22 protein-coding genes are annotated in these 21,720 nt (G+C 65.6%); 9 read left to right on the forward strand and 13 right to left on the reverse strand.

Annotation, left to right across the window (positions count from 1 at the left end; translation table 11 throughout):
- Positions 1-136: 136 nt before the first annotated feature.
- On the reverse strand, positions 137-1,225 hold the full coding sequence (locus G3W89_RS20760) for a tartrate dehydrogenase (RefSeq protein WP_162575947.1): 1,089 nt from the start codon (positions 1,223-1,225) through the stop codon (positions 137-139).
- Positions 1,226-1,243: 18 nt separating this feature from the next.
- Entirely contained in the window at positions 1,244-2,119 is an 876-nt protein-coding gene (locus G3W89_RS20765) for an alpha/beta fold hydrolase (protein WP_162575948.1), read from the reverse strand.
- Positions 2,120-2,194: 75 nt separating this feature from the next.
- Here G3W89_RS20765 and G3W89_RS20770 point away from each other — a divergent pair, with 75 nt between their 5' ends.
- Both G3W89_RS20770 and G3W89_RS20775 read left to right on the forward strand, forming a co-directional pair.
- The gene (locus tag G3W89_RS20770) at positions 2,195-3,169 is read left to right on the forward strand and encodes a LysR substrate-binding domain-containing protein (RefSeq protein WP_162577572.1); all 975 of its coding nucleotides are present in this window, start codon (positions 2,195-2,197) and stop codon (positions 3,167-3,169) included.
- A 114-nt stretch (positions 3,170-3,283) separates the two neighbouring features.
- Positions 3,284-4,135 (forward strand): DUF6502 family protein, encoded by an 852-nt coding sequence (locus G3W89_RS20775; protein ID WP_162575949.1) that lies wholly within the window; start codon positions 3,284-3,286, stop codon positions 4,133-4,135.
- A 131-nt stretch (positions 4,136-4,266) separates the two neighbouring features.
- Here the strand turns inward: G3W89_RS20775 and G3W89_RS20780 are convergent, their stop codons facing one another.
- The 3 genes from G3W89_RS20780 to uvrC are packed head-to-tail and all read right to left on the reverse strand — an operon-like array spanning position 4,267 to position 7,722.
- Positions 4,267-5,109 carry a DMT family transporter gene (locus G3W89_RS20780; protein ID WP_232076661.1) on the reverse strand — a complete coding sequence of 281 codons (843 nt, stop codon included), beginning with the start codon at positions 5,107-5,109 and terminating at the stop codon, positions 4,267-4,269.
- A gap of 44 nt (positions 5,110-5,153) precedes the next feature.
- Positions 5,154-5,720, reverse strand: a complete 567-nt coding sequence (gene pgsA / locus G3W89_RS20785) for a CDP-diacylglycerol--glycerol-3-phosphate 3-phosphatidyltransferase (RefSeq protein ID WP_162575950.1) — start codon at positions 5,718-5,720, stop codon at positions 5,154-5,156.
- 37 nt (positions 5,721-5,757) lie between these two features.
- Positions 5,758-7,722, reverse strand: coding sequence for an excinuclease ABC subunit UvrC (gene uvrC / locus G3W89_RS20790; protein WP_162575951.1), 1,965 nt, complete (start codon positions 7,720-7,722; stop codon positions 5,758-5,760).
- A gap of 64 nt (positions 7,723-7,786) precedes the next feature.
- Between uvrC and earP the strand changes: the two genes are divergently transcribed.
- From earP to G3W89_RS20805, 3 genes are all read left to right on the forward strand, one after another.
- Entirely contained in the window at positions 7,787-8,857 is a 1,071-nt protein-coding gene (gene earP / locus G3W89_RS20795; RefSeq protein ID WP_162575952.1) for an elongation factor P maturation arginine rhamnosyltransferase EarP, read from the forward strand.
- A 132-nt stretch (positions 8,858-8,989) separates the two neighbouring features.
- Entirely contained in the window at positions 8,990-9,544 is a 555-nt protein-coding gene (gene efp, locus G3W89_RS20800) for an elongation factor P (RefSeq protein ID WP_106560103.1), read from the forward strand.
- Positions 9,545-9,647: 103 nt separating this feature from the next.
- Positions 9,648-10,514, forward strand: a complete 867-nt coding sequence (locus tag G3W89_RS20805; RefSeq protein ID WP_162575953.1) for a TIGR00730 family Rossman fold protein — start codon at positions 9,648-9,650, stop codon at positions 10,512-10,514.
- 82 nt (positions 10,515-10,596) lie between these two features.
- Here G3W89_RS20805 and G3W89_RS20810 read toward each other — a convergent pair whose 3' ends face one another.
- Genes G3W89_RS20810 through pncB form a run of 5 tightly spaced genes read right to left on the reverse strand, consistent with a single transcriptional unit; the run spans position 10,597 to position 16,741 of the window.
- On the reverse strand, positions 10,597-11,757 hold the full coding sequence (locus G3W89_RS20810) for an MFS transporter (protein ID WP_162575954.1): 1,161 nt from the start codon (positions 11,755-11,757) through the stop codon (positions 10,597-10,599).
- Positions 11,754-13,097 carry a DNA recombination protein RmuC gene (locus G3W89_RS20815; protein WP_162577574.1) on the reverse strand — a complete coding sequence of 448 codons (1,344 nt, stop codon included), beginning with the start codon at positions 13,095-13,097 and terminating at the stop codon, positions 11,754-11,756. The genes G3W89_RS20810 and G3W89_RS20815 overlap by 4 nt, the downstream gene beginning before the upstream one ends.
- A 13-nt stretch (positions 13,098-13,110) precedes the next feature.
- Entirely contained in the window at positions 13,111-14,097 is a 987-nt protein-coding gene (locus G3W89_RS20820; protein ID WP_162575955.1) for a 2-hydroxyacid dehydrogenase, read from the reverse strand.
- Positions 14,094-15,530: a sodium:proton antiporter gene (locus G3W89_RS20825; protein ID WP_162575956.1), complete on the reverse strand. Its 1,437-nt coding sequence runs from the start codon at positions 15,528-15,530 to the stop codon at positions 14,094-14,096. The genes G3W89_RS20820 and G3W89_RS20825 overlap by 4 nt, the downstream gene beginning before the upstream one ends.
- A complete protein-coding gene (pncB, locus tag G3W89_RS20830) occupies positions 15,527-16,741 on the reverse strand; it encodes a nicotinate phosphoribosyltransferase (protein ID WP_162575957.1) in 1,215 nt (404 codons plus the stop codon). The genes G3W89_RS20825 and pncB overlap by 4 nt, the downstream gene beginning before the upstream one ends.
- Positions 16,742-16,931: 190 nt before the next feature.
- Here pncB and G3W89_RS20835 point away from each other — a divergent pair, with 190 nt between their 5' ends.
- Positions 16,932-17,165 carry a CsbD family protein gene (locus G3W89_RS20835; protein WP_162575958.1) on the forward strand — a complete coding sequence of 78 codons (234 nt, stop codon included), beginning with the start codon at positions 16,932-16,934 and terminating at the stop codon, positions 17,163-17,165.
- A 27-nt stretch (positions 17,166-17,192) separates the two neighbouring features.
- A complete protein-coding gene (locus G3W89_RS20840; RefSeq protein WP_162575959.1) occupies positions 17,193-17,600 on the forward strand; it encodes a hypothetical protein in 408 nt (135 codons plus the stop codon).
- 50 nt (positions 17,601-17,650) lie between these two features.
- Here the strand turns inward: G3W89_RS20840 and G3W89_RS20845 are convergent, their stop codons facing one another.
- Together G3W89_RS20845 and G3W89_RS20850 are read right to left on the reverse strand one after the other, a co-directional pair.
- Positions 17,651-18,112 (reverse strand): acyl-CoA thioesterase, encoded by a 462-nt coding sequence (locus G3W89_RS20845; protein ID WP_162575960.1) that lies wholly within the window; start codon positions 18,110-18,112, stop codon positions 17,651-17,653.
- A gap of 90 nt (positions 18,113-18,202) precedes the next feature.
- Positions 18,203-19,144 (reverse strand): histone deacetylase family protein, encoded by a 942-nt coding sequence (locus G3W89_RS20850; RefSeq protein WP_443083182.1) that lies wholly within the window; start codon positions 19,142-19,144, stop codon positions 18,203-18,205.
- 179 nt (positions 19,145-19,323) lie between these two features.
- On the opposite strand from G3W89_RS20850, the gene G3W89_RS20855 reads away from it, so the two are divergent.
- The gene (locus G3W89_RS20855) at positions 19,324-19,884 is read left to right on the forward strand and encodes a phasin family protein (protein ID WP_162577576.1); all 561 of its coding nucleotides are present in this window, start codon (positions 19,324-19,326) and stop codon (positions 19,882-19,884) included.
- Positions 19,885-20,026: 142 nt separating this feature from the next.
- Entirely contained in the window at positions 20,027-20,785 is a 759-nt protein-coding gene (locus G3W89_RS20860; RefSeq protein WP_162575961.1) for a 3-hydroxyacyl-CoA dehydrogenase, read from the forward strand.
- Here the strand turns inward: G3W89_RS20860 and G3W89_RS20865 are convergent.
- Complete coding sequence (locus G3W89_RS20865) at positions 20,715-21,686, reverse strand: YihY/virulence factor BrkB family protein (RefSeq protein WP_162575962.1); 972 nt, start codon at positions 21,684-21,686, stop codon at positions 20,715-20,717. The two genes, G3W89_RS20860 and G3W89_RS20865, sit on opposite strands and share 71 nt — an antisense overlap.
- Between the last annotated feature and the right edge of the window lie 34 nt (positions 21,687-21,720).

Consider the following 21,720-nt stretch of genomic DNA (forward strand, 5'->3'; position numbering starts at 1 on the left):
CGCCGGCAGCGCACTGCCGACAAGGATTACAACCACTGGTCCACGGGGTGTCAATACGACAGGACGCCGCGGAATCCAGCGAGGCCCGCGATTCTAGTGATGTTTTGCGCGGTCCCTTTTTCCGCGACGGCTTCGTTCAGAGCGCTTGCGCGATCGCGCGGCCCAGGTCGATGGTGCTTGCGCTGCCCCCGATGTCAGGCGTGCGCGGCGCCCCGCTTTCCGGCGCCAGGACCTTCTCGACCGCGGCAAGGATGGCGTCGTGCGCGTTCCTGTGCCCCAGGAAATCGAGCATCATGGCGCCGCACCAGATCTGGCCAATCGGATTGGCGATGCCCTTGCCTGCAATATCCGGCGCCGAGCCGTGCACCGGCTCGAACAGCGACGGCGTGCTGCGCTCAGGATTCAGGTTGGCGCTCGGCGCGATGCCGATCGTGCCGGTGCAGGCGGGGCCGAGGTCGGACAGTATGTCGCCGAACAGGTTGCTGGCGACCACCACGTCGAAGAAGTCGGGGCGTTGCACAAAATGCGCCGTCAGGATATCGATGTGGAACTTGTCGAGCCTGACGTCCGGATAGCTCTTCGCCATCGCAGCGACGCGCTCGTCCCAGTACGGCATGGTGATCGAGATGCCATTGGACTTGGTAGCGCTGGTCAGGTGCCTGCCGGGACGCGACCGCGCCAGCTCGAAGGCAAACTTGAGCACCCGGTCCACGCCCGTGCGCGACATCACCGTCTCCTGGATCACGATCTCGCGCGCCGTTCCCTCGTACATCCGCCCGCCGATGCTCGAGTACTCGCCCTCGGTGTTCTCGCGCACGATGTACATGTCGATCTCGCCCGGCTGCCGCGCCGTGCCGTCGCGCCGCACCACAGGCGCGACGATGCCGGGCATCAGTCGCGCAGGCCGCAGGTTGATGTACTGGTCGAACTCGCGGCGGAACAGCAGCAGAGATCCCCAGAGGGAGACGTGGTCCGGAATCTTCTCGGGCCACCCGACGGCCCCGAAATAGATCGCGTCGTGGCCGCCGATCTGATCCTTCCAGTTGTCCGGCAGCATCTTGCCGTGCTTCTCGCAGTAGTCCCAGCTCGAGAAATCGAAGTGATCGAAATGCAGATCGATGCCGAACTTGCGGGCCGCCGCATCGAGCACGCGCAGCCCCTCGGGCATGGTTTCCTTGCCGATGCCGTCTCCGGCGATCACGGCGATACGCTTCCTGCCGCTCATGATGTCTTCCTTCATGTATCAAACAAAAAACTGAAATGCTTCCTCGGTCAGCGCCTCGGATGCCTCTTCGGGAACATAGTGGCCGCAGGGCAGCGCAGCGCCGGAGACGCGCACCGCGCGCTCGCGCCAGAGCCTCAGCACATCGAAGCAGCGCCCGACGGCGCCATGCTCGCCCCACAACACGCGCAGCGGTTGCGCAAGCTTCAGGCCGGCGGCGATATCGGCGCGGTCATGCTCGAGGTCGATCGTTGCCGAAGCACGGTAGTCCTCGCAGATGCCGCGCGCCGTACCGGCGATGGCGGCACAGCGCTCGTACTCGGCCAGTGCCTCGGATGCGAAGGGTGCCAGGCCGGCATGCCGGCTGCCCATCACGCTGCGCACATAGCGCGCCGGATCGGACTCGATGAGAGCCTCGGGAAGCGGCGCCGGCTGGATCAGGAAGAACCAGTGCCAGTACGCACGGGCGAAGGCATTGGACGTCTGCTCGTACATGGCGAGCGTGGGCGCGATGTCCAGCAGCATCAGCCGCTCGACAGCTTCGGGATGATCCATGGCGAGCCGGTGCGCAACGCGCGCGCCGCGATCGTGCGCCAGAACATGGAAACGGTCGAAGCCGTGGCTGCGCATCACGGCGATTGCATCCCTTGCCATCTCGCGCTTGCTGTAAGCAACGTGCGCGTCATCAGCCGCCGGCCGATCCGAATCGCCATAGCCGCGAAGATCCATCATCACCAGCGTAAAGCGGTGGGCCAATGCGGGCGCCACGCGATGCCAGATGGCATGGGTCTGTGGATGGCCATGCAATAGCAGCAAGGGTGTCCCCTGACCCCCGACGCGCCCATGCAGGCGGACCCCGTCGCGAAACACGTGAAAGGAGGGAAAACCGTTCTGCATCACGTGATTGTGCGTTGCGCTACTGAGACTTATCAAGAAACAATCAGCGAATTGACTCTTTCCGCCAAGGAACGAATGGAACGCAGTGATCTCGAGTTGGTTCTCTCCGTGCGCCACGCCGGGAGCCTGGCAGGCGCGGCTGCCGCATTGGGCGTGGTGCCCTCGGTCGTCACCAAGCGGCTCGCACACCTCGAGCAGGGCCTGGGGCATCGACTCTTCGAACGCACCACGCGCCGCCTGAACCTCACTGCCGAAGGCGAAGCCGTCTGCACACATGCCGAACGCCTGCTCGAAGGCTTCGGGGCACTCGAGTCAGAGCTGCGCGAACGGCAGAAGGAGCCGTGCGGCGCGTTGCGGATCGCCGCCACCTTCGGATTCGGGCGACGCTGGCTGGGCCCCGCGCTCGCCCGGTTCGGGCAGCAATACCCCGCCTTGCAAATCGAACTGCACCTGACAGAACGCCTTCCCGACCTCGGCGCAGAAGGCTACGACGGCGCCATCTGGCTCTGGTCCGCGCCGGCCCGTCACGCGGGCGATTGGGTGGCACGGCGGCTCGCGCGGAACCAGCGCGTGCTGGCGGCTTCGCAGGCTTACCTGCGACGGCGCGGAACCCCTGGGGATGTGCAGGATCTTGCCGGGCACGAGTGCCTGGTCGTGCACGAGAACGAGGCTGCGCCGGCTGGACGCTCCGTTGTGTGGACCTTGAGCAACGCGAAGAATCGCGCCTCCGCGCGCGTTCACGTCAGTGGCCCCTTGTCCAGCAATTCCGGTGAGTTGGTGCGCGACTGGTGCCTTGCCGGCCACGGCATCGTGCTTCGCAGTTTGTGGGACATCGCGCCGCAGCTGAGTTCGGGCGAACTCATTCGCGTGCTGCCGGAGTGGTCGATGCCAGATGCCGACATCCAGTGGATCGCGCCCTGGCAGGCCAGGACGCCGCGCCGGGTCCGGCTGCTGGTCGACTTCCTGGTCGAACAGTTTCGCCCGGAGCCCTGGCGGCCAGCACTGCCAGGCGGGCCTCCACCGCGGACGGCGCCCCGGACCCGCGCCTGAAAGGCGGCGAGGGATTTTTCATGCGATCCTCGACGACTTGCAAAATCGGCCGGCCGAGTCCCCTTCGGCGCCAACGACAAAGGAACATGGGCATGGGGCGGGCCCCTCACTGACATGGAAAACCAGCTCGCCTGGACACTGGCCGCCTGCGCACGCGTGATGCGCCCGGTGATCCGGCTCGCATTGGCCATGGGAGTCAAGCATCCCCATTTGGAGGAGATGTTGCGCGACCTGCTGCTGACCGAGGCGCGGCGTTCCTGGCAGGCGCAGGGCGTGAAGAACCCCAACATCAGTCAACTCTCGGTATCGACCGGGCTCAATCGCAAGGCGGTCACGGCCAAGGTCCGCGAACTGAGCGAACCCCTGCCCCATACCGAAATGTCCGCAGCCGCCAAGACCTTCACCCTGTGGCTTCAGATGTTGGCCGAGCATCCCGAACACCGGCGCCTGCCGATCGTGGCCGAAGCCGGCGTACCTTCGTTCGAAACCGTGGCCAGGCAAGCCAGCCGCGGCAACATGCACCACCGCGCCATCCTGGACGAGCTGGCCCGCCTGAACATGGTGGCCGAGCACGAAGGCCATGTCGAACTCACCGCCGACGCCTTCGTGCCTGCGAAGGATCTGCAGTCCATGCTGGCCTTCTTCGGCGACAACGCCCGCGACCACCTGCTGGCCGCCGTCTCCAACACGCTGGGCGAACGGGCGCCCATGCTCGAGCGCGCGGTCTACGCCCACGGCGTGTCCATGGATGATTGCCGAGCGATCGAGCAATTGGTCCGGCAACGCTGGAGCGGCTTGCATCACGAGCTGACGCGCGAGATGACACGGGCCTTCACCTCGGCGGCCGGCAACGCATCGGGCCGGATCCGTGTGGGCATCTACACCTACTACGAGGAGACCGAATCGGCCACGCCGGCGGAGCCGGAATCCGGCGTGCCGGGGACCACACGCATGGAAAAAGGATGAGGACGGGCCCGTAGAAGGAGCCTGATCACGGGTGAACGGCGTGCCGATCGCACAGCAGCTCAGCGTGTGCGTGAGCCGCCCGGTCACTCGAGGGCGAAGATGGTCCGGTGACTCCGCCGCGCGCGAGCGCTTCAGCGCTCGCAGCGCACCACCAGGCTCACGCCCACCGCCGTCATCGCGATGCCCACCAGCGTGGCCACCGTGATGGGCTCGGCAAAGAGAAGCCATGCCATCAGCGCCGTGCAGGGCGGCACGAGGTACAGCAGGCTGGTGACGGCAGTCGCGGTGCCGCGTTGGATCAGCATGTAGAGCAGCGAGCTGCCGCCCAGCGACAGCGCCAGAACGGACCAGGCCATCGCGCCGCCGGAATACAGGTTCCACTGGATGCTGTCGGCCTCCAGGGCCGCGAAGGGCAGCGTGACCAGCAGCGCCGCCGCGAGCTGGATCGCGCCGGCGACGCGCACGTCGCAGGGCGCAACGAAGCGCTTCTGATACAGGGTTCCGGCGGTGATGGAGATGAGCGCCATCAGCGCCAGCCCCATGGTCAGCGCGCTCACTTCGCCGCCCTGCCCGAGCTTGCGCAGCACCACCAGCACGAGGCCGGCGAAGCCCAGCGCAAGGCCGGCCCACTGGCGGCGCGAGATCGCGCCGCCATGCATCGACAGCCAGATGGCCGTGAGCACAGGCTGGATGCCGACCAGCAACGCAACGAGGCCCGAGCCCATGCCGGCCCGGACGGCGGCCCAGACCCCACCGAGGTAGCCCGCCTGCATCAGGATGCCGGTGACCGCCAGATGCCCCCATTGCGCGCGCCCGGGTGGCCAGCGCACGCGCGCCGCCCACACCCAGGCCAGGAAACAGAGCACCGACAGCGCATAGCGCACCGCCAGGAACTTGAGCGGCGGGGCATAGGGCATGCCATAGCGCGCAACGATGAAGCCGGTGCTCCAGATCAACACGAAGATCGCGGGCATGGCCCGCACCCACCCCGATACCGGTGCCGACGCCGTCGCCACCGTCATTTGGCGCGGGCCCGGATCTCCGGAACGGCCTTTTGGAGGTAGTACACCATCGACCAGACCGTGAGCACGGCCGAGATCCAGATCAGCCACTGACCCCAGGTGCCGGTGTCGATCACACCGAACAGGATGCCGTCGAAAAGCAGGAACGGGATCGCGACCATCTGCACCACCGTCTTGACCTTGCCGATCATGTGGACCGCCACGCTCTTGGCGGCGCCGATCTGCGCCATCCATTCGCGCAAGGCGGAAATTGCGATCTCGCGCCCGATGATGATCAGCGCGACGAACACGTCGGCGCGGTTCAGGTGCACCAATACCAGCAGCGAGGCGCACACCAGGAACTTGTCGGCCACCGGATCGAGGAAGGCGCCGAAGGCCGAGGTCTGATTGAGCCGCCGTGCGAGGAAACCGTCGAGCCAGTCGGTGGCGGCGAACAAGATGAACAGCACCGTGGCCACGATGTTGCGCATCGGCTCGCTCAGGGGCAGATAGAACACCCCCACGATCAGCGGGATCGCGACGATGCGCGTCCACGTCATGATGGTGGGGAGCGTCCAGAACATGGCGACGAGTATATGGCTCGCCTCCGGGCTGGCCGCTTCAGTGCAAGGCCCGGTAGATTTCCTCCGCCAGCTCGAAGGCAATGCCATCGACAGACGCAATGTCTTCCACGCTCGCCGCCGCTACGCCCCGTATGCCGCCGAAGCGCTGCAGCAGCCGCGCCCGGCGCTTGGGCCCGATGCCGGGGATGTCCTCGAGCTGGCTGCCGCCCACCCGCACCTTGGCGCGCTTCGCACGCATGCCGGTGATGGCGAAGCGATGCGCCTCGTCGCGGATCTGTGCAACCAGCATCAGCGCCGCCGAGTCGCGGCCGAGGTACACCTTGTCGCGCCCGTCGGCGAAGACCAGTTCCTCCAGGCCCACCTTTCGGCCCTCGCCCTTCTCTACCCCGACGATCAGCGACAGCGGCAGCCCCAGTTCGCCGAACACCTCGCGCGCCATCGATACCTGACCCTTGCCGCCGTCGACCAGCACCAGGTCCGGCATGCGCGCGCTGCGCGTACCTGGCCGGGCATCGCTGCCCACGCCGGCTGCATCGCCCGCCGGTGGCGCATCGCTCTCCGCAGCCATCGCCTCGGCCAGCTTGCCGTAGCGGCGATGAAGCACCTGTCGCATCGCCGCATAGTCGTCGCCCGGCGTGATGCCCTCGATGTTGTAGCGGCGGTACTCGCGGTTCTGCATCGCGTGATGCTCGAAGACCACGCAGGATGCCTGGGTGGCCTCGCCCGCCGTGTGCGAGATGTCGAAGCACTCCACGCGGAAGTTGTCGAGGTCATCGGGCGCGAGCTCCAGCGCGTCCACCAGCGCGCGCGTGCGCGCCTGCTGCGAGCCTTCCTCGGCCAGCAGGCGTGCGAGCTGCAGGCCCGCATTGGTCTGCGCCATCTCCAGCCAGTGACGCCGCTGCTCCCGCGGCTGGAACACGGCCGTCACGCGCGTGGCGGCCTGCTGCGAGACGGCCTCGATCAGCTCGCGACCCACCAGCTCGCTCAGCACCAGCGTGGGTGGGACCGGCACGTCGATGTAGTGCTGGGCGATGAAGGCCTCGAGCACCTGGACCTCGACCGACCCGGCAAAGGCGCCGGGCGCCTCCTCGCCTTCGGCGCCCTGGGCACCCCGCTCCATCTGCGCCGCGTCCTCGATGTGAACGGGGAAGTAGGCGCGGTCGCCCAGGTGCCGGCCGCCACGCACCATTGCGAGGTTGACACAGGCCTTGCCGCCCTGCACCTTGACCGCGAGGATGTCGACATCCTTGTCGGAGGCAATCTCGATCGACTGCTGGTGCAGCACGCGCGAGAGCGCCGACATCTGGTTGCGCAGCTCGGCCGCCTGTTCGAACTCCAGCTTCTCGGCATGCGCCGTCATGCGCGCCTCGAGCTGGGACAGCACGGCCTGGGTATCGCCGAGCAGGAAGGCCTCGGCATTTGCGACGTCCTGTGCATAGGCCTCCGGCGTGATGTAGCCCACGCAGGGTCCGGTGCAGCGCTTGATCTGGTAGAGCAGGCAGGGGCGCGTGCGGTTCGCGTACACCGTGTCCTCGCAGGTGCGCAGCCTGAAGACCTTCTGCAGCAGCTGGATCGATTCCTTCACCGCCCAGGCGCTCGGGTACGGGCCGAAGTAGCGGTGCTTGCGGTCGACGGATCCGCGGTAGTACGCGAGGCGCGGAAAGGCGTGCGAGGCGATCTTCAGATAGGGGTAGCTCTTGTCGTCCCGGAACAGGATGTTGTAGCGGGGCTTGAGCGTCTTGATCAGGTTGTTCTCGAGCAGGAGCGCCTCGGCCTCGGAGCGCACAACAGTGGTCTCCATGCGCGCGATCTTCGAGATCATGTGGCCGATGCGCGTGCCGGCGTGGTTCTTCTGGAAATAGTTGGCCACGCGCTTCTTCAGGTTGCGCGCCTTGCCCACGTACAGCACCGCGCCCGCGGCGTCGAAATAGCGGTAGACGCCCGGCAATTGTGGAAGCGCCGCAACCTCGCTGAGCAATTGATCGGAATGCATGTCTGACATCGGGCGCTATTGTGCTGGCGCGAGCGCGGCCGGTCGCCGGGGAGGGGTTGTAGAGTATCCCGGGATGCGTTGGGACATTTTCTGCAAGGTCATCGACAACCATGGCGACGCTGGCGTGTGCTGGAGGCTGGCGTGCGGGCTTGCGGACACGGGCGACGCGGTCCGGCTCTGGATCGACGACCCCTCGGCGCTGGCATGGATGGCGCCGCAAGGCCACCCGGGGGTCAGCGTGGTCACGTGGACCGAGGCCGGCGCCCCGCAGGAAGCCGGCGTTGCGCCACCGCCGGATGTCCTGATCGAGGCCTTCGGCTGCGACCCCGCGCCGGAGCTCGTCGCGCGCTTTGCGGAACCCGTCCCGCAGGGAGCGCCGCGCCGGGTCTGGCTCAATCTCGAATACCTTTCCGCCGAACCCTACGTCGAGCGCCTGCACAAGCTGCCTTCGCCCGTGTTCAAGGGCCCGGGCGCGGGCCTGACGAAGCACTTCTTCTATCCCGGCTTCACCCGCGCGACGGGCGGGCTGCTGCGCGAGGATGACCTGCCGGCGCGCCGTGTGCGCTTCGACCGCTCCGCCTGGCTTGCGCAACAGAACATTGACTGGAACGGCGAGCGACTGGTCTGCCTCTTCTGCTACGAACCGCCGGCGCTCGGCGCTCTGCTGGCGCACTTCGAGCAGGCAAGCGAGCCCACTCGCCTGCTGGTGACGGCCGGCCGCGCATCCGATGCCTTGCCGCCCGGACCCGGAAAGCGCGGCGCGCTGTCGATCCAATGGCTGCCATACCTGTCCCAAACCGATTTCGACCATCTGTTGTGGGCTTGCGACCTGAATTTCGTGCGGGGCGAGGACTCGCTGGTGCGCGCCCTCTGGGCCGGGGCGCCCTTCATCTGGCAGATCTACGCCCAGGACGATGACGCACACCACGCCAAGCTCGACGCCTTGCTGGACTGGCTGGACGCTCCGCCCGGGCTGCGCCGCTTCCACCACCTCTGGAACGGCATCGCCGAGGGCGAGCTGCCGGACCTTGGCCCGGAGGCACTGGCGCAGTGGCAGGCCGTCGCGGCCGCCGCACGCGATCGCCTGCTCGAGCAGGATGGCCTTCTGACCCGTTTGCGGCGGTTCGTCGTCCAACAAAGTTAGAATTATGGGCTTTGCGGATTTCGGGCCTGGCCTTGCTCAGGTGCCGCTGCATCCGCTGAACCCGCCGCGGTGAATGTGTCCATGGATCCAGGCCCAGACACACCGAGCGGCCAACATCCAGAAACCCTGACTATGAAAATCGCTCAAGAAATCCGCGCCGGCAACGTGATCATGCACGGCAAGGACCCGATGGTCGTGCTCAAGACCGAGTACAGCCGCGGCGGCCGCAATTCCGCCACTGTCCGCATGAAGCTCAAGAGCCTCATCGCCAACTTCAACACCGAAGTCGTGTTCAAGGCTGACGACAAGATGGAGCAGATCGTGCTCGAGAAGAAGGATTGCACCTACTCCTACTTCGCCGACCCCATGTACGTCTGCATGGACAGTGAATTCAACCAGTACGAGGTCGAGGCCGAGAACATGGGTGACTCGCTCAACTACCTCGAAGACGGCATGCCGGTCGAAGTGGTGTTCTACGACGGCAAGGCCATCTCGGTCGAGCTGCCCACCAGCGTCGAACGCGAGATCACCTGGACCGAGCCGGCCGTCAAGGGCGATACCTCGGGCAAGGTGCTGAAGCCCGCCAAGATCGCCACAGGCTTCGAGGTCCCGGTGCCGCTGTTCGTCTCCCAGGGCGATCGCATCGAGATCGACACCCGCACGGGCGAATACCGCAAGCGCGTCTGAGCGCTCCCGCATCCGCTGTAAAGGCTCCTTCGGGAGCCTTTTTTGCGCACGAGATCGATGAGGCTGCAGCGCGCACAATCCTAGGCCGAATTCCGCACAGACCATGCCCAACAACGCACACGACCTCCATAACAAGCGCCTTGCCGATGCCTGGGCCACGCTCCAGGCCCATGCCGACAAGGGCCTTCCTCTCAACGCCGACCCTTCGCGGCTCGCCTTCGCCGACCCCGAGTTCCTGTTGCGGCGCGAAACGCGCGGCCTGCGCATGCAACTCGAGCTGATGAAACCCGATCTCGAGATGCGTGCCCACGGCATCGAGAACACGGTGGTGGTTTTCGGCAGCGCGCGCTTCCGCAGCGAGGAGGAATCCGGTGCCCTGATTGCCCAGGCGGATGCCGCTGGCGACGCGGTCGCCGCTGCACGTTGGCGCAGGTTGGCGCGCAGTTCGCACTACTACGAGAAAGCACGCGCCTTCGGAAAGCTGGTCGCCGAGTACAGCGACGACAAGGACCCGGAAGACAAGCTTTTCGTCTGCACCGGCGGAGGCCCCGGCATCATGCAGGCGGCCAACCGCGGCGCTTACGAGGGGGGCGGACTTTCGGTCGGCCTGGCCATCGCCCTGCCGATGGAGGAGGAAGCCAACCCCTACGTCACGCCGGCGCTGAGCTTCAAATTTCACTACTTCGCCATCCGCAAGATGCACTTCATGATGCGGGCCAAGGCGCTGGTGGCCTTTCCGGGCGGCTTTGGCACCCTGGACGAGCTGTTCGAGGTGATCACGCTGGTGCAGACCCGCAAGGCCCGGCCCGTGCCGATCGTGCTCTTCGGCTTGAGCTACTGGAAACAGCTGATCAACTTCGACTTCCTGGCCGAAGAAGGCGTGATCTCGCCCGACGACGTGAAGCTGATCGAGTACGTGGACACGCCGCACGACGCGTGGGACGCGATCAAGGGCTTCTACAAGCTCTGACCCGGGCAGGCGCGCGCGGGCCCACCCGGGCAACTCGTCTTGGCCGCGGCGCGAGCCTTCTTCGGAAAGGCCGGGCGGGAGCTCACGTCTTCAGGCCCCAGACCGCCCGCGTCCCCAGTGCCAACACTCCGCTGGCCAGCCAGAACACGCCACCGATGCCAATCAGCGCGCCGATCGAGCCGAAGATCATCGGCATGGCGACGCTGGAGGCGTTGATGGCCATCAGCCGCAGCCCGAGCGCTTCGCCGTGCCGCTCGTGCGGGGTGATCTGGTGCAGCATGCTCATGACCATCGGCTGCACGGCGCCGAGCGCGAAGCCCAGCACCACCGAGCAGATGCCCATGGCCAGCGCCGAGGACAGCAGCGGGTAAATCGAAAACATCAGCGCCGTGATCACCGACGATGTGGCAATCACGCTGCGCTCCGATGCCCGGGCGGCGACCAGCGGCAGCACGATCCGGATCAGTGCAGCAGCGATGGCGAAGGCGCCGAGGATGGACCCGATGACCGACGCACCGAGTCCGCGCTCGTGGCCCAGAATGGGCAGCAGGAAGGCATGCACGTCCCAGCTGGAGGATTGCAGCCAGTTCACGAACAGCAGGCGGCGGAACATGGCTTGGCGCAACAGGTCCCACGCACGCGGCCTCGACCCACCTACCGCGTGAACGATCGACGGCAGCTCCCGCGTGCGGCGCCCGAAGAACCAGCCGGCGAGCGGCAGCAGTGCCAGCGCGGCGAAGGCGATCCGAAAACCCGGCAGGTCCGCTGGACTCCGGCCCGCATGGTCGATCAGCAGGCCTGCGCAGAAGGGGCCGACGAAGTTGGCCACCGCCGGGGCGATCGCCAGCCAGCTGAACACCTGCTTGAGCTGCACCGGATTGGCCGCGGCGCGCCCGACATGGCGCTGCAGCGCAATGACGGCCGCACCGGTGGCACCCCCGGTCAGCAGGGCCGACAAGCAAAGCACCGGGAACGTGGGCAGCACGGCGGCCAACCCGGCTCCCGACGAGGCTGCGATCACCGACAGCATCAGTGGGCGCTTGAGCCCGTGCCGGTCGGCAAAGCGCCCGGCCGGCAGCGCCAGGAACACCTGGGTGAGCGCGAACAGCGCGATCAGCAGGCCCACGGCCGCCGCGCTGTAGCCCTGTTGCAGCGCGAGCAACGGAGCGCCCAGGCGCATGCCGGTCATGGCCGCATGCAGCAGCACCTGCGCCGCGATCAGGCGCAGAAGTTCACCGCTCACGTGGCCAGCTCGCCGTCGTCGGCAGCCGGCAGCAGAGCCTGCGACTGCGCCTCGGGCAGCGCCTCCACCTTGCGCAAGGCCAGGCGCATCTGCTTGGCGCGTGTGTCGGCCTTGTCGAGCGTGTCGGAGGCCTTCGCCACCTGCTCCTTGATGCGCGCCACCCATTCGCCGTACCGTTCGAACTCGGTCTTGACCGCGCCGAGCACCTTCCACACCTCGGAGGCCTGCTGCTCCAAGGCAAGCGTGCGGAAGCCCATGTGCAGGCTGTTGAGCATTGCCAGCAGCGTGGTCGGTCCCGCCAGCGTCACGCGGTGCTGCCGCTGGATCGCGTCCATCAGCCCCGGGCGGCGCAGCACCTCGGCATACAGGCTCTCGACCGGCAGGAACAGGATCGCGAAATCGGTGGTGTGTGGCGCCGCGAGGTAGTTCTCGGCGATCGAGCGCGCCTCGGTGCGGATGCGCGCCTCCAGCGCGCGAGCCGCCAGCTCGGCAGCGCCGGCGTCGATGCGCTCGTGGGCATCGAGCAGGCGCTCGTAGTCATCGCGCGGGAACTTGGCGTCGATGGGCAGCCAGACCGGCGCGCCATCGGTGCCCCGGCCCGGAAATCGGATCGCGAAATCAACCCGCTGGCCGCTGCGCGGCTTGGTCTCGACCTGCCGCGCGTATTGCTCGGGCGTGAGCACCTGCTCGAGCAAGGCCTCGAGCTGCACCTCGCCAAAAATGCCGCGCGTCTTCACGTTGGTCAGTACGCGCTGCAGGCTGCCGACGCCGATCGCCAGGGTCTGCATCTCGCCCAGGCCCTTGTGCACCTGCTCCAGCCGGTCGGCCACCTGCTTGAAGCTCTCGCCCAGCCGGGCCTCGAGCGTGCTCTGCAGTTTCTCGTCGACGGTCTTGCGCATTTCGTCGAGCTTGGCGGTGTTGCTCTGCTGGAGCTGCGCGAGCTGGGTCTCCATCGTCGCGCGAACCTCGGCCAGCCGCCGTGCGTTCGATTCGGACAACCCCTGCAGCTGCGTGTTCAGCGTGTCGGCCAGCGTCTTCTGCAGCAGCGCCAGCTGCTGCGCGAAGGCGTCGATCTGCGCGTTCTGCGTGCGGGTGGCCTCGGCCCCCTGCTGCACCAGCGCCTGCTGGAAGGTGGCGAAGGCCTGGCTGGTCTCCTGCCGCGCACCGCGAGAGGACTCACTGATCTCGCGCCGCAGCTCACGTTCGATGCGTTCGTTGGCCGTGCCGAGCGTCGCGACCAGCGGGCTGTGGTCGGGCGCCGGCGGCTTGCGAAGCAGCAGCCAAAGCAGCAGGACGATGTTGAGCGCCGCAAGGCCGATCAGGATCCAGGATTCCGGCAAAGGCATGACGGATCTACTTGCTTCCCAGTACCGAGGGGTTGAGAGGCGTGACCGGCTTGCCCTGGACCAGGAATCCGACCAGGTTGTCCGCCGCCAGCTCGGCCATCGCACGCCGCGTCGGGATGGTGGCGCTCGCGATATGCGGCGTGAGCACGACATTCGGGACCTCGAGCAGTGCCGGATGCACCTTGGGCTCGCCCTCGAACACGTCGAGCCCCGCCGCCGCGATGCGCCTGTCGCGCAGCGCCTGCGCAAGTGCTGCATCGTCCACGATGCCGCCGCGGGCGATATTGACCAGCGTGGCCGTTGGCTTCATCAGGGCCAGTTCGGCGGCGCCGATGGTGTGATGCGAAGCCGGCGAGTAAGGCACCACGAGCACCACGTGGTCGGCAGTCTTCAGCAGCTCTTCCTTGCTCGCGTAGCTGGCCTTGCATTCGGCCTCGAGCTGCGCATCGAGCCGCGAGCGGTTGTGATAGATCACCTTCATGCCGAAGCCATGCGCGCCTCGCCTGGCGATGCCCTGGCCAATGCGTCCCATGCCGATGATTCCCAGGGTGGCGCCGTGAATGTCGGAGCCGGCGAACATGTCGTAGCTCCATTTCTCCCACTTGCCGGCGCGCAGGAAATGCTCGCTCTCCGTGATGCGGCGCGCGGTGGCCATCAGGAGCGCGAAGCCGAAGTCGGCCGTGGTCTCCGTCAACACGTCGGGCGCGTTGGTGGCCAGCACGCCGCGGGCGGTCATCGCGTCGACATCGAAGTTGTTGTAGCCGACCGCCATGTTGGCGCAGATCTTCAATTCGGGGCAGGCAGCCAGCACCTCGGCATCGATGCGCTCGCTGCCGGTGGTGAAGGCGCCCTGCTTGCCTTGCAGCTTCTGGATCAGCTGGGCCTTGCTCCAGCTCTGGTCGTCCTGGTTCGACTCGACCTCGAAATGCGCTTGCAGCCGCGCAATGGTTTCGGGAAAGATCGAACGGGCGACAAGGATCTTGGGTTTGCTCATGATGAACGGAAGAAGATGAAGGTGGAGAGGACGAACAGCGGCACCAGAATGGCGCCTGACCACATCATGTAGCCGAAGAAGCTCGGCATGCGCACGCCGCGGCTTTCTGCGATGGCCCTGACCATCAGGTTGGGCGCATTGCCGATGTAGGTGTTCGCGCCCATGAACACGGCGCCGGCCGAGATCGCGGCAAGGGTCGACGCATACGTGGTCATGAGTGCCTGGGGATCGCCGCCCGCCGTGTTGAAGAACACGAGATAAGTGGGTGCATTGTCCAGGAAGGAGCTCAGCGCCCCGGTGGCCCAGAAGTACATCGCTGGATCGGGCTGCCCGTCCGGCCGCGTCACGGCAGCGACCACGGCGCCGAAGGGACCATGAACGCCTGCCTTGAGCATCGCAATGACCGGGATGATGGTGAGGAAGATGCCGGCGAAGAGCTTGGCGACCTCGAGCATCGGCGCCCAGGCGAACTGGTTGTCGGCATGCACTCGGGGCTTGGTGATCCGCAGCGAGATCAACGCGATTGCGACCAGGCCGCAATCGCGCACCAGCCCGGGCAGCCCGAGCACGGTGCCGTGGATCTCGAAGGCGATCGAAGACTGCCAGATGCCGCTGAGCAGCACGAGGCAGACGATGCCGCCCAGCAGCCAGAAATTGGCCGCGCCATCGAAGCCGACCCGGCGCGTGTCCGGAGTGGGGTCGAAGGGGAGCACGCCCTCCTTGCCGTAGTACCAGCGGTCGAGCGCGTGGAACAGCGCCAGCAGGATGCCGATGATGAAGAGCGTCTCGGGCAGGATGTTGCGCGCCGTCCAGAAGAACTCCACCCCCTTCAGGAAGCCGAGGAACAGCGGCGGATCGCCCAGCGGTGTCAGCGAGCCGCCCACATTCGAGACGATGAAGATGAAAAACACGATGACGTGCACACGGTGCCGCCGGTTGTCGTTGGCGCGGATCAGGGGTCGGATCAACAGCATGGAAGCGCCGGTGGTGCCCATCAGGCTTGCGAGCACCGCGCCGATCGCCAAGATTCCGGTATTGAGCCCGGGCGTGCCGTGCAGGTTGCCGCGGATGTGGATGCCGCCGGCCACCGCGAACAGCGCCGTCAGCAGGATGATGAAGGGGATGTACTCCGCCAGCAGCGCATGCAGGAGCTGCGCGGCAGCCAGGCTCACTCCATGCATTGCCGCGAAAGGCAGCAGAAAGGCGAGCGCCCAGCCCGCGGCCACCTTGCCGTAGTGGTGATGCCAAAACAAGGGTGCCAGCAGGGGCATCAATGCAATCGACAGCAGGATTCCGGCAAAGGGCAAGCCCCACCAGGCTGACAAGCTGCCACCGTCGATATCGGCGGCGAGAGCGGTGGCGGGCAGCAGGGTCGTAAGTGCGGCGGTGACCAGCGGGCGGAGGAATCTGTTGCGCGCGTACGAAGCTGTCATGCGGGCGGCTGGGCAATCTCGAAGACCTGGCGCAGGTAAGCCAGATAGCGCTCGTCGTCGCACATGTTCTTGGAAGGCGTGTCGGACAGTTTGGCCACGGGCTGGTCGTTGCAGCGGACCATCTTGATCACGATCTGCAGCGGCTCGTACCCGAGGTCGTTGGTGAGGTTGGTACCGATGCCGAAGGCCAGCTGACAACGGCCGCGGAACTGCTGGTAGAGCTCGATCGTACGCGGGAACGTGAGACTGTCGCTGAAGATCAGGGTCTTGGTGCGTGGATCGACGCGGTTCGCGGCATAGTGGGCGAGCATGCGTTCGCCCCAATGAAATGGATCGCCGCTGTCGTGCCGGGCGCCGTCGAACAGCTTGCAGAAGTAGAGGTCGAAGTCACGAAGGAAGGCGGTCATGCCATAGACGTCCGACAGCGCAATCCCGAGATCCCCGCGGTACTCGCGCGCCCACGACTCGAATCCGAAGACCTGGCTGTCGCGCAGGCGTGGACCGAGCGCCTGACAAGCCTGGAGGTACTCGTGGGCCATGGTCCCCAGGGGGATCAGGCCGAGTTTCATGGCATAGAGCACGTTGCTCGTGCCGGCGAACTGAGGCGATCTCTCGAGGCTGCGCTGCGGCGGCGAGGTCACCGGACCGAGCCGGGCGCTGAGGGTACGCAGCACCTCCTCGTGCCAGTCCTTGGAGAAGCGGCGCCGGGTTCCGTAGTCGGCAATCTTCAGGTCCTGCAGCCCCGGTCCCTGCAACTGCGTCAACTTGGTCTCGAGGCGCCGGCGGCCCTCGGCGGTGTCGGGGTCGGGATGGGTGTTACGGAAGTAGACCTCGTTGACGATCGCCAGCACCGGAATTTCGAACAGGATGGTGTGCAGCCATGGCCCCTCGATGCGGATGTCCAGCTCCCCCGAAGGCAACGGAGTGATCTTGATGTACTTGTCGTTGAGCCGGAACAACCCAAGGAAGTCGACGAAGTCGCTCTTGATGAAGCGCATCGAGCGCAGGTAACTCAGCTCCGCGTCCCGGAACTGCAGCGAGCACAGATGGCGGATCTCCTCGCGGATCTGGGAGGCGAACTGTGCCAGGTCGATGCCGGCATTGCGGCACTTGAAGCGGTACTCCACACGCGCGCCCGGGAAGTGATGCAGCACCACTTGCATCATCGTGAACTTGTAGAGGTCGGTGTCGAGCAGGCTATGAATGATCATGATGATGATGCGGCGCGCCGGTGTCCTGTTTCTGCGTGCGTCCGATTATCACGGGCCACGTCGGCAAGTGCCTACGGTCCCTTCCCCGAGCGTCCTACTGCTGAGTCCGGAGCTGCGGGCGACAGTCGTTTCACGCTGGCCACACAAGTACTGGGCAAGCGACGAAACCTCATCTGAAGGAGATAAGTCGATGAACAAAGACACGATCGAAGGCAACTGGAAGCAGCTCAAGGGCAAGGTCAAGGAGCAGTGGGGCAAGCTGACCGACGATGACTTCGACGTTATCGCCGGAAAGCGCGACCAATTGCTCGGACGCGTCCAGGAACGTCATGGCATCAGCCGGGACGAAGCCGAGAGGCAGGTCACCGACTGGGAAAGCCGGGACGGCCGTACGCCTGCAGCACTCTGGTACGAAAAGTATTGATCCCGGCAACTTCAAGGAGAACATCCCATGAAAAAACATCTGCTCATGCTTGCAATCGCATCGTCATGCCTGGTAGCAACGCAGGCCAGCGCGCTGACCAAGGACGAATACAACGCTGCCAAGGAGAAGATCGAGGCGACCTACAAGGCTGACAAAGCCAAGTGCGACCCGATGAAGGACAACGCAAAGGATGTGTGCCAGAAGGAAGCCAAGGGCAAGGAGAACGTGGCCAAGGCTGAACTCGAGCAGCAATACAAGCCCAGCGATTCGAACGCGCGCAAGGTAGAGGAAGAGAAGGTGAAAGCCAACTACGAAGTCGCCAAGGAAAAGTGCGACGACCAGAAGGGCGACGCCAAGAGCGCTTGCGAAAAGCAGGCGAAGGCCGACGAGACCAAGGGCAAGGCGGATATCAAGGCCATGCACGCGAAGAAGTGAACGGCGCCGGGCGCCAGTTCCACAACAACGGCGCCCGAGGGCGCCGTTTTTCATGCCCGATCGCTGAGGCGGAGCTCGCTGACGACCGCCTGCAGCGACGGCGGCAGCTTTACGGGTCGCTGCGTCGCGCGGTCGACATAGACATGGATGAAATGGCCCTGCGCCGCGGCTGTGTCGGCCCCCTCGGCGAACAGCGCGATCTCATAGCGCACGCTCGAGCTACCGACATGCGCGACGCGGACGCCCGCCTCGACCGTCTGTGGAAAGGCGAGCGGCGCGAAGTAGTTGCACCCCGTCTCGACCACGAAGCCGACGATGTCGCCGTGATGGATGTCGAGCGCCCCCCTCTCGATGAGCAGCGCATTGACTGCCGTGTCGAACCAGCCGTAATAGACGACGTTGTTGACATGCCCGTACATGTCGTTGTCGGCCCAGCGCGTAGGAATGCTGCGAAAGACGCGAAAGACGCTGCGGTGATAAGGAGTGGGCTTGGGAGGGGGCTTGGCGGTCATGCGAGTAGCTTTGGCTGCGGAACGGCCACGCGGTTCATTGGAGTGTCGCGTTCGGCTCCGGGCCATTCGCCTCCGGAGCGGCCGTGCGGTTCATGGGTGTCCTTTTGCGGCGGCATTCTGCCATCGGCGCCAATAGTCGAGAGCCACCCGGAAGGTGCCGAGTTGAATCTGCACCGTCTCACCAATGTCGCTGGCGTAACCGCCAGCCATCGCGAACGCGAGAGGGATCTGGCGCTGCCATGCGAAGTCGAAAACGCGCCTGTCCCGCGCTTCCAGGCCATCGAAGCTCAGCTTGAGGCGCCCGAGCCTGTCATGCTCGAAAGGGTCGGCGCCCGCCAGGTAGATCACGAGGCCGGGGGAGAAGCGCCGGTCGAGCTCATCGAGCGCATGCTCGAGCGCCGCCAGATAGTCGGCGTCTCCACAGCCGTCGGGCAGTTCAACATCCAGGTCGCTCACCTCCTTGCGGAACGGGAAGTTCTTCTGCCCATGGATCGACAGCGTGAACACGCTCGGGTCCTCGCGAAAGATGCGCGCGGTGCCATTGCCCTGATGCACATCGAGATCGATCACCGCCACCTGCAACGCCGCACGGCCGCGGCGGCCCTGCTCCGCTTGCATGAGGCGCGCCGCCACCGCGGCATCGTTGAAGACGCAGAAGCCCCCACCGCGCTCGGGGCCGGCATGGTGAGTGCCGCCGGCCATGTTGCCCGACACGCCTTCGACCAAGGCGGTGCGACAGGCGGCAATGGTGGCGCCGGTCGAGCGGCGCGAGCGCTCCACCATGGCTTCGCTCCAGGGAAAGCCGATCTCCCGCATAGCCTGGGCGTCGACGCTGCCGTCGGTGACTGCGGCAATCCACTTCGGCGTGTGGGCCAACGCGAGTTCGCCATCGCTGGTACGTGGCGCCTCCAGCATTTCGACTTCAGGCAAGTGCTGCTCCATCTGCTCGCGCAACAGCACATAGCGCCCCATCGGAAAGCGGTGCCCCGCCGGAAGGGGCAGGACGAAGTGCCCTGAATAAAAAGCACGCATGGGAAACATTGTCGTGGACGGTTTTAGAAAGCCGCTTCTAAATTGCTGCAAAGCAGCAAAAACCTCTTGGAGAGCCCCATGCCGTTGCCTATACTTCCGCCATGCTGCGCCGCAACATAAATTTTTGGAGGGGCAGCTCACTCCCGGGTTCACCCCATCCATTTAATAGGAGCTTCCACATGGCACTGACCGCTGACCAAATCATCGCCTCCCACAAGGCCAACGTCGAAACGCTGTTCGGCCTCACCACCAAGGCTTTCGAAGGCATCGAGAAACTGGTCGAACTGAACGTCACCGCCTCCAAGGCAGCGCTGACGGAAGCCGCCGGCACCACGCAAGCGCTGCTCAGCGCCAAGGACGCGCAGGAACTGCTGGCGCTGCAAGCCGGACTGTTCCAGCCGATGGCCGAAAAGGCTGCCGCCTACAGCCGTCACCTGTACGAGATTGCCCAAGGCACGAGCGCCGAATTCAGCAAGGCATTCGAAGGCAAGGCCGCTGAAGCCCAGCAAGCATTTGTCGGCCTCGTCGACAGCGCCGCGAAGAACGCCCCCGCCGGTTCGGAAACCGCCGTTGCCGTGATGAAGAGCGCCGTGGCCGCCGCTAACAACGCCTTCGAGTCGGTCCAGAAAGCCGTCAAGCAAGCCAGCGATGTGGCGGAAGCGAACTTCCAAGCCGTCTCGAACACGGCCGTGAACGCCGCCAAGAGCACTGCTCAGACCGCTGCTCGCAAGCGCGCCTGATCACTGACGAGCCCGCTTCAAGCGGGCGACGATTGTCTCCTTGGGTCCTTCGGGATCCAATTTCAGGGCCCCATCTTCGGACGGGGCTTTTTTTTTGCCGTCTATGATCCCCGGACAAAGGCATTCTTGAGGAGTTGAGCACATGCAGATCGAAGGCAAGGTTTTCATCGTCACCGGCGGTGCTTCAGGCCTCGGCGAAGGCACGGCCCGCATGCTGGCGGCCCACGGCGGCCAGGTGGTGATAGCCGACATGCAGGCCGACAAGGGCGAGGCGGTTGCCAAGGACATCGGCGGCGTCTTCGTCAAGTGCGACGTGAGCCTGGAAGCCGACGGCCAGGCCGCCGTGGCCGCCGCCCAGAAACTGGGCAAGCTGGTCGGGCTGGTCAACTGCGCCGGCATCGCACCTGCCGAAAAGACGGTCGGCAAGAACGGCCCCCATGCATTGGCCGTGTTCAGCAAGACCGTCACGGTCAACCTGATCGGCAGCTTCAACATGATCCGCCTTGCGGCCGACGCCATGGGCAAGAATGAGCCCGAAACCACTGGCGAGCGCGGCGTGCTGATCTCCACCGCCTCGGTCGCCGCCTACGACGGCCAGATCGGCCAAGCTGCCTACAGCGCTTCGAAAGGCGGAATCGTCGGCATGACCCTGCCCATCGCCCGCGACCTCGCGCGTAGCGGCATCCGCAACATGACAATTGCCCCGGGCATTTTCGGTACGCCGATGCTGTTCGGAATGCCCAAGGAAGTTCAGGACGCCTTGGCCGCCAGCGTGCCCTTCCCTTCGCGCCTAGGCACGCCCGAGGACTACGCCAAGCTGGCGAAGCACATCATCGAGAACGAGATGCTGAACGGCGAGGTGATCCGGCTCGACGGGGCGATCCGGCTGGCGCCGCGCTGACCGCCGCGATCTCGCCTGGAATCGGCGCCGTGCTGCCGGTGCGCTCGAGGCGCTCATATTGCGCAATCACCTGGGCTCCGAAGAGTACCAGCGTGGCGGCGATCTCCAGGCTCAGCAACACCACAATCGCGGTGGTCAGCGAGCCGTACACCACGTTCACCTGCGACAGTGTGGCGAAGTAGAGCACAAGCACTCGGCGCGTGACCTCCCAGAGCAGTGCCGCGGTCACGCCGCCCAGCAATGCGTGCCGCAGCCGCAGCCGGCCCACCGGCATCACCAGATAGAGCGAGGTGAGCATGAAGATCTCGCCGCCGAGCCCGAGCAGATACAGCAACACGCCCGACACGCCCGAGAGCGACCAGCTGCGGCCGAACAGTTCGACGCTTTCCTGCCCGATCACCTGCAACGCGCCCGCCACCAGGGTGACCAGCAGCAAGCCGACGCACAGGCAGAGGATGTAGATATAGGGCATCACCGCCGAAATCAGGAAATGCCGTGAATGGTCGGCCTTGCGGTGATGGAAAATCACCGCCATCGCGCTTTCGAGCACGGTGAACGCGAGCGAGCTGAAGAAGATCATGGTCACCAACAACACCGGCCCCATCAGGTCGCGATGCGCCAGGAAGTTCGACAACTCGCCGACGAGGGCGCGTGACTGGCCCGGCAGCAGCCACTCGAGGTAGCGGCCCACCGAACTCAACAGTTCCGCCTGGTCGATGAAGTGCGACATCGCAATCACGCTGAGGATCAGGATCGGCACGATCGACAGCAGTGCGTAATAAGCGACCGCCCCCGCGAGCAGCAGCCCCTGGTTGGCCCGGAACGCCTTGACCGCCTCCCAGGCGAAGCGCAGAGGATGGCGCAGCAAGGGCGCTGCGTGGCGGACGGTACGGCGAATCATGCAGACGAGGCCCCGGATCCTAATCGGCCAGTAT

The organism is Variovorax sp. PBL-H6, from assembly GCF_901827155.1.
GTDB lineage: Bacteria > Pseudomonadota > Gammaproteobacteria > Burkholderiales > Burkholderiaceae_C > Variovorax.